The sequence below is a fragment of the Cocleimonas sp. KMM 6892 genome (assembly GCF_035798195.1).
Classification (GTDB): Bacteria; Pseudomonadota; Gammaproteobacteria; order Thiotrichales; family Thiotrichaceae; genus Cocleimonas; species Cocleimonas flava.
This window is the reverse complement of the sequence record NZ_JAPFBV010000004.1, coordinates 398,361-411,623: the sequence shown is the minus strand read 5'-3', so window position 1 is coordinate 411,623 and position 13,263 is coordinate 398,361. Positions and strand designations below refer to the sequence as shown.

The 13,263-nt window shown below is 41.4% G+C and carries 12 protein-coding genes; all 12 read right to left on the bottom strand.

Going from position 1 to position 13,263, the window contains the following annotated elements; genetic code table 11:
- Positions 1–98: 98 nt before the first annotated feature.
- Positions 99–968, bottom strand: coding sequence for a DUF4010 domain-containing protein (locus OO007_RS13560; RefSeq protein WP_325809211.1), 870 nt, complete (start codon positions 966–968; stop codon positions 99–101).
- 179 nt (positions 969–1,147) lie between these two features.
- Positions 1,148–1,429: a DUF4389 domain-containing protein gene (locus tag OO007_RS13555; RefSeq protein ID WP_325809210.1), complete on the bottom strand. Its 282-nt coding sequence runs from the start codon at positions 1,427–1,429 to the stop codon at positions 1,148–1,150.
- A 168-nt stretch (positions 1,430–1,597) separates the two neighbouring features.
- Entirely contained in the window at positions 1,598–2,146 is a 549-nt protein-coding gene (locus OO007_RS13550) for a peroxiredoxin-like family protein (protein WP_325809209.1), read from the bottom strand.
- A 278-nt stretch (positions 2,147–2,424) separates the two neighbouring features.
- Positions 2,425–3,450 carry a histone deacetylase family protein gene (locus OO007_RS13545; protein ID WP_325809208.1) on the bottom strand — a complete coding sequence of 342 codons (1,026 nt, stop codon included), beginning with the start codon at positions 3,448–3,450 and terminating at the stop codon, positions 2,425–2,427.
- 30 nt (positions 3,451–3,480) lie between these two features.
- Entirely contained in the window at positions 3,481–4,737 is a 1,257-nt protein-coding gene (locus tag OO007_RS13540; protein WP_325809207.1) for a M20 family metallo-hydrolase, read from the bottom strand.
- Positions 4,738–4,750: 13 nt separating this feature from the next.
- On the bottom strand, positions 4,751–5,689 hold the full coding sequence (locus tag OO007_RS13535; RefSeq protein ID WP_325809206.1) for a 2-hydroxyacid dehydrogenase: 939 nt from the start codon (positions 5,687–5,689) through the stop codon (positions 4,751–4,753).
- The gene (locus OO007_RS13530) at positions 5,689–7,341 is read right to left on the bottom strand and encodes an ABC transporter ATP-binding protein (protein WP_131907229.1); all 1,653 of its coding nucleotides are present in this window, start codon (positions 7,339–7,341) and stop codon (positions 5,689–5,691) included. Before OO007_RS13530 ends, OO007_RS13535 begins: the two co-directional genes overlap by 1 nt.
- 1 nt (position 7,342) lies before the next feature.
- Positions 7,343–8,182: an ABC transporter permease gene (locus OO007_RS13525; RefSeq protein ID WP_131907228.1), complete on the bottom strand. Its 840-nt coding sequence runs from the start codon at positions 8,180–8,182 to the stop codon at positions 7,343–7,345.
- Positions 8,179–9,162 (bottom strand): ABC transporter permease, encoded by a 984-nt coding sequence (locus tag OO007_RS13520; protein ID WP_131907227.1) that lies wholly within the window; start codon positions 9,160–9,162, stop codon positions 8,179–8,181. Before OO007_RS13520 ends, OO007_RS13525 begins: the two co-directional genes overlap by 4 nt.
- 69 nt (positions 9,163–9,231) lie before the next feature.
- Positions 9,232–10,785 carry an ABC transporter substrate-binding protein gene (locus tag OO007_RS13515; protein ID WP_325809205.1) on the bottom strand — a complete coding sequence of 518 codons (1,554 nt, stop codon included), beginning with the start codon at positions 10,783–10,785 and terminating at the stop codon, positions 9,232–9,234.
- Between the two features lie 65 nt (positions 10,786–10,850).
- Positions 10,851–11,642: a class II aldolase/adducin family protein gene (locus tag OO007_RS13510; protein WP_131907225.1), complete on the bottom strand. Its 792-nt coding sequence runs from the start codon at positions 11,640–11,642 to the stop codon at positions 10,851–10,853.
- Between the two features lie 404 nt (positions 11,643–12,046).
- Positions 12,047–12,955: a LysR substrate-binding domain-containing protein gene (locus tag OO007_RS13505; protein ID WP_131907224.1), complete on the bottom strand. Its 909-nt coding sequence runs from the start codon at positions 12,953–12,955 to the stop codon at positions 12,047–12,049.
- Positions 12,956–13,263: the final 308 nt, after the last annotated feature.

Here is a 13,263-nt window from a genome sequence, read left to right as displayed (position 1 = left end):
AGAATCCAGATTAGCTCCGATCTTCCCTTTATTAGAAACGGAAAACCCACTAGAGGTAGTGCAAATTTCTAATGGCATTGGAGTGTTAAAGAAGAATCTTAATGGTAGGCGAATGTCTGAGACCAGATATACGTAACACCCATACTCGCTATTAAACTGCCTGACATCACAGATACGAAAAACCACTTTTGAGAAAGGTTTGAGCCTTTAATGGCAAGGTATGATTTACTGATTGTGTTGCCAAGTAGAATTAGAAAGAACAACTTCATCAGGTCAAAGCTTTGTGATTGTAAATTCCATTCCGTCATTACCGATGCAAGTATGGCGTGCGCTTCAAACAGTGAAATTAATAATGTGCTGATGCCACGCGAAAGACCAAACTCACTGCCAATAAAGTGCATGGCATAAACAAATATGAAAATTAGGCTGGATAATTTGGCAACATTTTTCCAGATTATCGGGTGATCATTCAGTAGCTCAATTTCAACTGTGGAATCAGTCGTACCTTTACTGCTAATGCGCGAACTGGAACTTACATTTAAATAGGTAATTGCTGCGAGAATAATAATTAACTGCGTAAGAAACGGCAGATAATAAATGAAAGCTACGTTTTCAGAGAGAAAAAATATAATAAACAGGCATTCCAGTAACATCGCACATAAGGCAAAAAATAGTGTGAGTAACATGTCACGCTCACTGATCGAAGCAAACTTATTCTCGAAAAGCATCTGTACAAATACTGCGGTACTGGAAATAAACCCACCCAGAAAACCCTGAACTTGGAAACGACTTCGTTTCGCCAGCAAGTGAAAACTAAAAAAACTGAATAATTCAAGGCTGGCTACCAATGGTACGATTTTCAATATGGGAAAATAGGCTGCAACGACATACAGCAATGCCAGCAAGGCCATATCAAACCATATATGTTTATCTTTAAAGTGATAGCTAAGGGGCGTTTTATGTTCCATCGGAAAGGTTAATGTTTCTGTAGTTATGCTTGTCTAAGCAAAATGAGAAAATACCCTCCAAAGTGGGGGGGTGACCTAAAACTCAATGAGAACAGTTTACCTTATAAAATTAGTCAACTACGGTAAAAAATGCAGATCTAGGCCTGCATTTTCTAGAATGCCATAAAGCGTAAAATCGACTATTTTTCGCCTGTTGGCCATTCATCAAATGGGAATGGTTTGTCTTCGGAATTGAAGGTTAAAAACTTCAATACGTCGAAGATATACAGCGAGATTTGATTTCCAAACGTTTTCAAGCGCTCGTTTAACTCGCCGGTTACCAGCTTGATGATTACCTGTATGACGACTGTGATTCCCAGTACGAATTCTGCGGCGCTATAAGCGAGAACAAATAACAGCATATATAGCACTCGTACCCAGGTGTTCTTACTTTGCAGATTGGTTTTTGTTTCTGTGTTCATGATTTAAACCTGTTTGATAAATTGCTTACTATTAATTTACTTCTAATATTGTTGTTATTTGAATTTAAACAAGTCTGAATTACGTAGAAATAAAAAATGCAGACTACTGTCTGCATTTTTTTAGGAAAAAAGTGCTCCAAGGTAGGGGGGGGGACTTTTTTCTAACTCTTATACTTCGCCAGTATATTCGCCACGTGCAGGGTAATCATTCGCTAGTGAAAAATCGATTGCACCAAGTAGTTCTTTAAACGGAGGACGTGCAAAAGGCATCGTCTGTGTAGAACCGTAGAACAAAGTACCGTCTGGCTTTACCAAGAAAACACCTGGTTCGCTGAATAACGCTGGCTCTTCAATTCCAATAGACGTTAAGCCACGTGATGTACTGATATATAGACCCCACTCACGAGCATTTTTCAAACTGAGTCCGTAACCAACTTTTACGCCATTCGCTTTAATCTTTTCTGCCATATCGTTTGCACGCTCTTCAACATCACTGCTTACTGCAATAACGTCTACGCCACGCTCTGCATAATCTGCCGCTAAACGCTCAAGCTCTGCAAGATATACCGCACAAATCGGGCAATGTAGGCCTCTGTAGAAAACAACAAGAGTAAAGTTTTCAGCATCAGATTTCGTAAGATCAAAGTCTCCACCAGTGGTTAAAGAAACATTTAAAGCAGGTACAGCTTCGCGTGGCATTAATGCATTTACAGTCATATTGATATCCTCATTAGTTATGTTTAGGTGATTGTGTGCTGATAGTAATCTGAAAAAATGGATACTACAATAATTATTGAATGATTATTCAAGAATAGAAGGGTTTAACACAAATTAGATAAATTATTGTGTGATGTTTTATTTTAAAAACTAAAAAGCCAGTGACTACTATTGCGCTTAAAACTCGCTAGTCACTGGCTTAATTTATTGATACGTAAGTAGGTGATTATTTAAAAATGCGCACCTTTTTAACGGTTAACAGAAATAGAAACGCTGCATTAAGACGAGGCAAACGGTTTTAATACAGCTGCCAGGTTGTCTCCTAAGATAGGTGAGATATAACCACCTTCCTGAATGATGACAGTTGGTTTATTCAGCGCTTCTACTCGCTTACCGATTTCTCCAAAACCTTCAGTTGTTAGGTTTAGTACTGCAAATGGGTCTTCTTCAGAAGCATCTAACCCCAGTGCGAGAATGATGGCATCAGGCGCAAAGGCTTTAAGCTGATCAAGGGCTTGCTCTAGCACTTTCATGTATTCAGTGTCGCTAGTTCCTTCGTCGATTGGGAAGTTTAGGTTATAGCCATAACCGTCACCTTCTCCTTTTTCGTGTGCGTATCCCCAAAAATGTGGGTAGCAATAAGCAGGGTCAGCATGAATGGAAATCGTCATAACATCTCGACGGTTCCAGAATATCGCCTGAGTCCCATTACCATGGTGTAAATCCACATCCAGAATCGCAACGCGATCAAAATCTTTTAATAAACGTTGGGCGGCGATGCCTGAATTATTGAGAAAGCAGAAGCCTGCTCCTCCATCACTAAATGCGTGATGTCCGGGAGGGCGACATACAGCGTAAGCAGATTTGCATTCTTCTTTTGCGACGGCATCTGCAGCACTGATTGCCGTTTGTGCCGAGGCATAAACACCACTCCAGGTACCTTCGCCTAAGGGACAAGATGTATCCATTATGTGCCAACCGACTTGACCAATAATGTCTTTGGGGTAAGTCGATGCATATCGTCCCGGATTACTTTTTGGAATAATCTCTTTACTCGCATCAGGCAGTGCTGCCCATTTAGGGTATACCGATTGTAAAAAATTAAGGTAGTCAGGCGAGTGAATTTCGGCAATATGAGACATCCCAAAGTCACTGGATGGATCGAGTGTTATCTCTAAGTCATGAATCACATTGCGAAAAATATCTCCACGCTCCGGGGTTTCACGTGCCGGAGTGGGGTTACCATTTTTCATATAAAACTTAGGATCATGCTGACTTTGATCCTCATGGTAAAAAGCTTTCATTTAAATATTCTCCTTACTATGCAATGACAGTTATTCTGCGTTTGCAGCTAAAATAATGGTGTTGAGTAATACGTTGCAGCCTTTTTCTAATTGCTCTGGGCTCGTGTATTCGCGCTCGTTATGGCTTAAGCCATCCTCTGATGGGACGAAAATCATTGCGGTTGGAGCAACTCGGCTAATGTAAACGGCATCGTGTCCTGCTCCACTAATCAACGTATGTGGTTTGATTTCTGGGTATGTGGCTTCACACGCTTGCTGGATATTTGTTAAACAGCTTTCATCAAAAGGGCAGGGTGGTAGTGACCAGGTCTCTTTAATACTGAGTTCCAGATCGTGATGAAACGCAATACGATGCATGATTTCAAAAGCTTTGGTTTGAAGCTCGTCTAACTCTTCTAATCGTCCTTCACGAAGGTCTAGTGAAAAATTGACCTTGCCCGGAGAGACATTCGTGGACGAGTTAGGAATGTTAAGTTCACCAAAAGTACAACGACTGTCTTTACTGAATGAAGAGGCTAGCTTGGTTAATTCGGTAATCATTTCAGCAACACCAACAAGGGCATCATTTCTTAGATTCATGGGGCTTGGACCAGCATGGCATGAGCGACCGGTGACCTCAACATCGTACCAACGCATTCCTAGTACGCCGGCAACAATCCCTAGATCAATCTCCAGTGCTTCTAATACAGGGCCTTGCTCAATGTGAATTTCGTAATACTGGTAACAACCGGGATCCTCATTGTTGATTAATTCCTGATAACCTAATCGGCTTAATTCGTCACCCAGAGTAATCCCTGACTCGTCTTTTGTTGTCAGTACATCATTGAGTTTGAATACGCCAGCGTAAACACCAGAGCCCAACATCGCAGGTTTGAAACGCGCACCTTCTTCGTTTGTCCAGACGACAACTTCAATAGGTCGTAATGTTTGGATGTTCTGTTCTTCTAAACAACGTAATGTTTCTAAACCGGCTAAACAGCCAAAGATGCCATCAAACTTTCCGCCTGTAGGTTGGGTATCAAGATGGCTACCGGTAATTACTGGTGGTAAATCATTGTCCGTTCCTGCGCGACGCAAAAATATATTACCTACCGCATCCACGCGCAACGTACAGCCAATTTCTTTTGCCCAACCAATAAACAAATCTCTAGCTTGTTTGTCTTTATCGGTGAGAGCAAGTCGATGACAGCCTCCTACTTTGCTTCCTTCTACGTCGACATGACCAATTTGGCCAATTTCCATAATAGAGTTCCACAAGCGTTCTTGATTACATTTTTCTACATTCATAATAAATCTCTACTTAATAGCCAATTGAGGCTTCTACTTTATTTTTTGGTGTATCACCTGTTGAGTACCGTCTTACTTCTTCAATCAAATTGAGAACAGCGGCTTCAGGGCGTACATCACTTGCATCGTGCGGTGTTATAAGGATATTGGGGTGTTCCCAAAACGCGTGTTGTTGGGGTAATGGTTCTACTTCAAAGACATCGAGTGAAGCGCCTTGCAAGGTGTTGTCATCAAGGGCATCCAAAAGATCTTGTTCTATGAGATGTCCGCCGCGACCTAAATGAATCAAATAGGCGTTTGTCTTTAATTGATCAAACAAGGCTTTAGACAGAATTCCCTGAGTATCGCTGGTAAGGGGTAGAACGCAGATGAGGACTTCTGTGCGTTGTAAAAAATCCGACAATGCTGAATCGCCACTAAAGACTTTAATCTCTGGATTGTTCAAGGGGGTATTGCTTTTACGCCAGCCCGCCACATCAAAACCTAAGGTATAAAGATCATTGACAATTTTTTCACCCAGAAAGCCTAAACCTAGTACACCCACGCTGACATCACTAGGGGCTCTCATGGGTAAACGATTCCAGCATTTTTCTAACTGCTGCTGTCGATATAAAGGAAAGTTACGTTGATGGTTAATCACGTTCCAGATAGCGAAAGTACTCATAATAGAAGACTGTTCAGGGTCTCTATTGCGACAAACCAAAACATCGTCATGAATACTGGGGCAGGCAAAAATACTGTCAACGCCAGCAGCTATTGAAGCTACAACCCGAACGTTCGGATAGCGCTCAAAAAAGTCATCATCTGGAAACCAGAGTAAGGCAAATGTCACTAATAATGGATCATGCGCTATATCATCTGTGACTACAGTCACTTCATCCGCGTAGTTTTCAAAATGTGGCATATAAGGCGACATATCTAAAAAACTGCTGTGTGCAATTCCATACAACATTACGCCAAAGCCTCCGCTAGTTCTGTTGGCGTTGCCTCGACATTGCCAGATCGCCAGTTGGCCCCGGGAATTGATGCAATCAAACCTTTGGTATATTCATGCGCAGGTGCTTCAAACACTTGGCTTGTTTCACCTATTTCAACGATTTTTCCTGTTTGCATAACAATAACTCGGTCACACACTTGGGCTGCCACTCTAAGATCATGAACAACAAATAAAACAGCCAGGTTAAGACGTTTCTTTAATGTCTCAATCAGATCAAGAATCTGAGCTTGAACAGAGACATCTAATGCAGAGATAGCTTCATCAGCTACCAATATTTCCGGGTCATGTGCTAACGCACGTGCGATGCCTATACGCTGTCTTTGACCGCCAGAAAATTCATGTGGGTATCGATCGATTGCGGCTTTAGGTAACTCAACTAACTCTAATAATTCAGCGGCTTTTTCCAGCGCTGCTTTAGGCGACATACCTTGAGCAATGGGTCCATCAGCAATGATTTTACCTATGGTCTTTCTCGGGTTGAGTGACGCATAAGGGTCTTGGAAAACCATTTGAATACGCTTGCGAAAAGGGGAGAGTTCTTTCGCTCCGAGAGATTGGATTTCGCTGCCTCCCAATATTATCTGGCCACTATCTGATTCCAGTAAACGAACAACACAGCGGCTTACAGTAGATTTCCCTGATCCAGATTCTCCAACTAAACCTAGTGTTTCTCCACGATGAAGTTCAAAACTAACATCATCAGCAGCTTTAACGATGCGTGCTTTACTGAACCAGCTACCACCTGTGCTGTAGGTTTTACAGAGGTTTTTGACGCTTAAAATAGGAGGCTCTAGATGTTCTTTTACTTCACGTAACGGGGCAGCTAATGGCGGAACAGCAGCAATCAGCTTTTTGGTGTAATCATGTTGAGGGTTATTAAGCACATCATCGCTTTTTCCTAACTCAACCATTTCACCTTTTTCCATCACAACAACTCTGTCTGCAATTTCTGCAACAACGCCAAAGTCATGTGTGATAAACATTACGGCAGTGTTGTGCTTTTTCTGTAATTCTTTGACCAGCTTAAGAATTTGAGCCTGTGTTGTTACATCTAACGCGGTTGTTGGTTCGTCCGCGATTAAAATAGAAGGCTCAAGGGCCAGTGCCATCGCTATCATCACCCGTTGGCGTTGACCGCCTGAAAGTTGGTGTGGATAGGCGCGAAGCATTTTCTTCGGATCAGGAAGACCGACATCTTCTAACAAAGCGAGTGTGCGCTTCTGACGTTCACTGGCGGGCATATCCGTATGTATTAGAAAGACTTCCGAAATCTGATCTTCTACTCTCATCAAAGGGTTCAGTGCGGTCATCGGTTCCTGAAATATCATGCTGATTCGATTACCACGTAAATCTCGTGCTCTATTTTCCTCTAAAGAGATAAGATCACAGTCATCAAAAATCACAGCACCTTGATCAACTTCAATGACTTTGGGTAATAAGCCCATAATGGCGTTTGCTGTCATCGACTTGCCCGAACCGGACTCACCAACAACACAGAGTAGTTCGCCCGGCATTAGGTTGTAATTTACATTTCTAATGGCGAATTCGCGATCACCACCTTTAGGTAAACGGATACTCAAGTTCTCAACTTTTAGTAAAGGTTTCATGCTAGTTCTCCCGATTACCTGATAGTTTTGGGTTGAGGGCTTCATTTAAGCCTTCGCCAAGTAGATTAAGAGAAAGCACGGTGACTGCTATCGCAACACCAGGAATGAAACTCAACCACCACGCCTGACGCAGCACAGTTTTTGCCGCTCCAATCATGTATCCCCATGACATTATTTCTGGGTCACCTAAGCCTAAAAAGGATAAAGAAGACTCCAGTAAAATTGCACTCGCTACCATTAGAGAGGCAAGCACGATTATTGGTGAAAGGCTATTGGGTAAGATTTCTTTAAGAATAATATTGCGGTTAGTTTGACCATTCAGTTTTGCCGCCAGAACATATTCCTGACTGCGAAGCGACAAGAATTCGCCTCGTACTAATCGAGCAACAGGGGGCCAACTTACGATGGCAATTGCGCCTGTTATTGAATATACCGTTGGTTCAAAAATTGCGACTAATACTACTGCTAATGCGAAACTAGGTACGGTTTGAAATATTTCAGTGAAACGCATTAATACTTCATCAACCCAGCCACCGTAATAACCGGCGTAAGCACCTAAAGGAATGCCAATTAATAACGCGATTGCGGTAGATATGAGGCCCACCAATAACGAAATTCTTGCGCCATGTATTAATCCAGCTAAGACATCTCTTCCCAAGGTATCTGTACCAAGTGGGAATTTACTGTCCTGAAAAGGGGGTAAAAATGGTCTTTGCACCATTTTCCAGGGACTTCCGTCATAGAGATAAGGTCCAAAAATAGCGATAATAACGAGTAAAAAAAGTATGCCAAAACCAACCATGGCTACTTTGTTTCTTTTTAACGACTTGAAAATATTCATTTTGACAACTCGATTCGTGGATCAACGATAAGGTAAATAACATCAGTGATTAAATTGAATAAAACGACTAATGCAGATGAAATAAAGAACACGCCTAATAGTAAGTTATAGTCGCGTTGGAATAGGGCTTCGAACATCAATCTGCCAATACCTGGCCAGGCAAATACGGTCTCAGTCAGGACAGCACCACCTATTAATTGTCCTGCTTGCAACCCAGCTAAAGTAACTACCGGTAACAAAGCATTACGCAAAACATGATGCGTCGTAACTCGCGAAGGTTTCATGCCTTTCGCTTTTGCTGTTTTTACAAAATCTAAACGGCTTGTTTCAATCATGGACGTTCTTGTCATACGGGCATAAACAGCCGTAAAGAACAGTCCTAGTGTGGTTGCGGGTAAAATGAGGTGCATTGCTATATCTGTTATTTTTTGCCACCCAGTCAAATCCTCACCAACTGACTGCATACCAAAACTTGGTAGCCATTCCAGATAAACAGAAAAGAATAAAGATGCCATCATTGCCAGCCAAAATAGGGGAGTGGCATAAAAAATTAATGCAGCAACAGTAATCACTGAGTCCCATATTTTTCGATGATAAGCCGCCGCAATAACTCCTGCTGCAACGCCTAGTAATATAGATAACAGGAATGCCGTTCCAGTAAGTAATAACGTAGCTGGCATGCGTTCCATAATAAGATCAAATACTGGCATTTGCTGGCGATAGCTCATGCCCATATCGAACTGCATTAGATTGCTAACATATACCCATAATTGATAATAAAGGGGTTCATCAAGACCGAATTGATCTCGTAACTGCTGCAGAAAAATCTCATCTGTCGCGCCTGCTTCACCGGCTAAAACTTTAGCTGGATCGCCCGGCGCAGCTCTAATTAGAAAGAAATTAAATACTGCAATAACCAGAAGGACAACGGCCCCTTTGACCAATCGACCACCGATATATAGTAAGGTTTGAACGCTCATAGTACTGACTGCTCTTTTGACTGACTGTTCTATTGATAGGAGCAAGCCGGGTGGCCTGCTCCAATTAGACTACTTTTTAATCCAGGCTGTTCCGAAGGCATCATTAATGCCGATGGCGGAATCAATCAGGTTTTGTACTTTACAGTTATAGATAGTTGGAAATTCCAGTTCCATTAACCAGGCGACAGGAACGTCTTCGACTATTTGTTTTTGTATTTTGTTATATAAATCAGCACGTTTCGTGTCTGGGAAAGCCGTTGCAGCTTCATTAAACCACTTGTCTACCTGCTCATTTTTATAGCCCTCTGCGTTATTCCACGGAGATCCTTTCGCTATATTGGTAGAAAGATATGTGCGTGATACACCTAAAGCTGGATCGCCATACTGGTATAAGTAAGTGAAAGTAATGTCATAATCCCAATCTGAGATTTTCTGATTCCAACCCGCTACGTCAGTAGAGACAAGCTTCGTTTTAATACCGACTTCTTCAAGGTTCTGTTTGATTACTTCTGTCCAACGCTGCCAAGTTTCGCCATAAGGCATCGCCATCAAACGTACTGGAGTTCCGTCATAGCCCATCTCTTTTAATAAGGCTTTCGCTTTTTCAGGGTTGTGTTCATAGTCAGGTAAAGAGCTATCAAAGAAAGCCGTTTTCGAGCCAACAGGACCTTTTGCTATTTTTCCGTAATTGTTCCAGAGCGCCGATTTAGCAAACTCTCTATCCATTGCGTACATAATCGCCTGGCGGAAACGCTTGTCAGCAGTTGGGCCTTGACGATTGTTTAACCACAACCATGCGTGAGGAGAGAAAAATTCCCAACCATCAGTAGTAACACATGCGTTATCAAGCTCTGTTAAGCGAGGTACATCAAAGTTTTCAACTGATCCACCAGGAAGTACATCAATTTTTCCGGTCTCAAAAGCTACTGAACGAGATGCTGCATCGGGAATCACATGCCAATAAATATTATCGAGATGAGGTAAACCTTTAACATGGTATTTCTCATTTTTAGCTAAGTGAATGAAGGAGCCTTTTTTCCATTCTTTGAATACAAACGGACCTGTACCAATCGGATGATGGTTTGCAGGGTTAAGCTTAAAATCAGTCCCTTCATAAATATGCTTTGGCATCATTGGCGTGGTGCCAACTTCGAATAAACGAATAAACGGGCCAAACGGTTCTTTGAGTTTAAAAACAACCGTGTAATCATCGGTTGCCGATATGCTCTCAACAAATGCTAGTGAAGTTCTTAAACGAGCATTAACTTCACGCAACATCTTGTCGATCGAAAAGACAACATCAGCAGACGTGAATGGTTTGCCATCATGCCAAACAACACCTTCTTTCAGTTTAAAGGTCCAGGTTTTGCCATCTTCAGAGTTTTCCCATGAAGTAGCCAGTGCAGGATGAGGCTTAAGGTCTTTGTCATATCGCATCAGGCCTTCAAAGATATTGCCGCCAACCTGTTGCGTAGTCGCATTTGAATACATGCCAATCATCAAACTTGGTGGTTCTGGTTGTACGGCAACATTGATAGTTCCGCCATCAGTAGGGTCTTCTGCATAAACATTTGATGCGAATGGCAGGAAAGCCAATAACACACCCATAATAATTCTTTTCATATCTATCTCCTGTTTAAAAATTCGGTTTGAAGTACTACTTTTCTAACTTTGATATTTAATGCGCATTATTCCTTGTATGAAGGTGATACTTTTTCTAACAGTCGCAAATAAGCGAGCCATTCCACATGAAAGCCATCACGTTGACTTAATTCAGCAAATTGAAGATATTGTTCATAGGTCAAATCACATACCGATGAATCAATGGGGTTAACCGGTTGGCCGCTCGCCAGTACTGACATTTGAACCTTGCAAACACGTTCTAAATTGAACATTAGAGTAAAGGCTTCACCCACGTTTTTACCCATAGTCATGAGTCCGTGGTTGTCTAAAATTAGAATTTTGTTGCTCGGGCCAAGGTCTTTAACTAAGCGTTCTCGCTCTTCCAGGTTTAAGGCAATCCCTTCGTATTTATGGCGTGAAACACCATGATAAAATTGCAACGCCCATTGGTTGATGGGCAAAATACCTGTTTGTAGGGAGGATACTGAAACACCAGCTACGGTATGCGTATGTAAAGCACACTTCAGATCAGTACGTGCCTGATGAATTGCAGAGTGAATGGTAAAACCGGCTGGATTTGCGCCCATATTGCATGGGTCATCAATGATTTTTCCGTCAACATCAATCATTACGAGCTGGCTGGCTTTCACTTCACCAAAGCGAGTTCCGTAAGGGTTAATTAAAAAATACTCATTGTCTCCAGGAACGCTAGCGGAAATATGAGTATAGATACTGTCACTCATTTGAAAATGTTCAATTAAGTGATAAGCAGCGGCTAAATCTACTCTTACTCGCTCTTCTTCAGAGAGAGTTGGGTATACATCTGTAACAAAATCACCGTCTGTTTGATGGTTCATGGTAATGCCTTCTTTTGGATCTTAATGTTCAAAAAATGGAATTTAAACGAGTTAATAACTACTATTTAAAAACCGTGAGAAGAGTGTCGATTAAATTAAAAACAATAACAATCGAATATAATCGACATCATTGTTCAATATAATTTGACAATAGGTCTTTCTATCCATAAATATGATTAATAATATTCAACAGAAACACTGAAAGTGCACAATAAAAGTGCTTTCGAATATTTATAAGGAAATTCTAATGAGCTGATCTGATTGTTTTATATTCTTGTTTAGGGCTTCAATATTAACTAAACGGTAGGTGTGTAGAGGGAAAGAAATTTGTTTTGTGTGTTAACTAAACAATTCGGTGCATCAGGGAAATTTGATGCACAAAAAAAGAGCGAAAGAAAAAACACTTATTTTTTGCGTTCGTAACGGGATTGAGCATCTGAAATAAGGCTTTCTAACCATTCAATAAATGCTTGCACTTCTTTTCTTTCTGCTTTTTCTGGAGACGCTGCCAAATAATAAGCTCTGGGGGATACTATGCTTTTTTCAAACGGTCGGATTAAAAGGCCCTTTGCAAGTGCATCACCACTCACCATATTGTCTCCAATCGCTAAACCCTGACCAGCAATAACAGCAGACTGAACAAAGTTGGCATCAGAGAAAACAATACCAGACTCTAATTGCGTATTAGCTACGCCATTCGCAGCCAGCCAAACTCGCCAATCTGTGTGATCCATAAGATGAAACAGCCGCATTTTTACCAGATCAGCGGGTTTTCCCAAGCCCCCTTTTTGATGAAAATATTGCGGGCTACAAACCGGGAATAATCGAATCGTTATCAATTGCTTTACATATTTTTCAGGCCAGTTGCCATTGCCGTACGCAATAAATAAATCGACATCGTCATTTGAAATGTCGCCGGGGAAACTTGGTGATACTATCTTTAACGATAATTTGGGGAATTTTTTAATAAAGTCTGCCAGTTGATGGCATAACCAATAGTTTGCAAGCCCCGGGGCACAACTCACCGTCAGCTTACCAATCATTTCCTCGCCATCGTTTCCTCTGGCTGCATCTAACAGAATAGATAGTGCTCTTTTGGTTTCCAGTGCGTAGCGTTCCCCTTTTAATGTAAGCACAAGACCACGACCTTCTCGCTTAGTTAAGGCAAAACCGAGTAAGTCTTCCAGCATATTTAACTGATGACTTACTGCACTTCGCGTCAAATTCAACTCAACAGCAGCAGCAGACACACTGCCCAAACGAGCAATAGCTTCAAATGCTCTTAAGGCAGTAGTGGAAGGATAACGTTGCATGAGACTCCAGAAGAACAGACTTCAAAAAAATAATTGTATATTGAAAGATTCGGGATTAGCAAACCTTGGCGTGGTGATTAATAACGAGAGGTTGGAAGATACCCTATAAAAAAGTCCCTGTAAGTAGGGGGGTGTCCTATAACTAAAAACAATTAAAGAAAAACACTTTCAGTAATATAAAAATGTTTTAATGTCGATATAGGTGACTCTTATAGAGAGATCATCTAATTCTCAGAATTTGATGATGAATCCCATAAAAATAGGTTGTGAGTTAAAACCCACAAAAGCCTAACGTTTAATACATAAAT

Bases quoted from the DNA above. Each gene is read 5' to 3' on its own strand.
- OO007_RS13560 (WP_325809211.1), bottom strand. From the start codon at position 968: ATGGAACATAAAACGCCCCTTAGCTATCACTTTAAAGATAAACATATA.
- OO007_RS13555 (WP_325809210.1), bottom strand. From the start codon at position 1,429: ATGAACACAGAAACAAAAACCAATCTGCAAAGTAAGAACACCTGGGTA.
- OO007_RS13550 (WP_325809209.1), bottom strand. From the start codon at position 2,146: ATGACTGTAAATGCATTAATGCCACGCGAAGCTGTACCTGCTTTAAAT.
- OO007_RS13545 (WP_325809208.1), bottom strand. From the start codon at position 3,450: ATGAAAGCTTTTTACCATGAGGATCAAAGTCAGCATGATCCTAAGTTT.
- OO007_RS13540 (WP_325809207.1), bottom strand. From the start codon at position 4,737: ATGAATGTAGAAAAATGTAATCAAGAACGCTTGTGGAACTCTATTATG.
- OO007_RS13535 (WP_325809206.1), bottom strand. From the start codon at position 5,689: ATGTTGTATGGAATTGCACACAGCAGTTTTTTAGATATGTCGCCTTAT.
- OO007_RS13530 (WP_131907229.1), bottom strand. From the start codon at position 7,341: ATGAAACCTTTACTAAAAGTTGAGAACTTGAGTATCCGTTTACCTAAA.
- OO007_RS13525 (WP_131907228.1), bottom strand. From the start codon at position 8,182: ATGAATATTTTCAAGTCGTTAAAAAGAAACAAAGTAGCCATGGTTGGT.
- OO007_RS13520 (WP_131907227.1), bottom strand. From the start codon at position 9,162: ATGAGCGTTCAAACCTTACTATATATCGGTGGTCGATTGGTCAAAGGG.
- OO007_RS13515 (WP_325809205.1), bottom strand. From the start codon at position 10,785: ATGAAAAGAATTATTATGGGTGTGTTATTGGCTTTCCTGCCATTCGCA.
- OO007_RS13510 (WP_131907225.1), bottom strand. From the start codon at position 11,642: ATGAACCATCAAACAGACGGTGATTTTGTTACAGATGTATACCCAACT.
- OO007_RS13505 (WP_131907224.1), bottom strand. From the start codon at position 12,955: ATGCAACGTTATCCTTCCACTACTGCCTTAAGAGCATTTGAAGCTATT.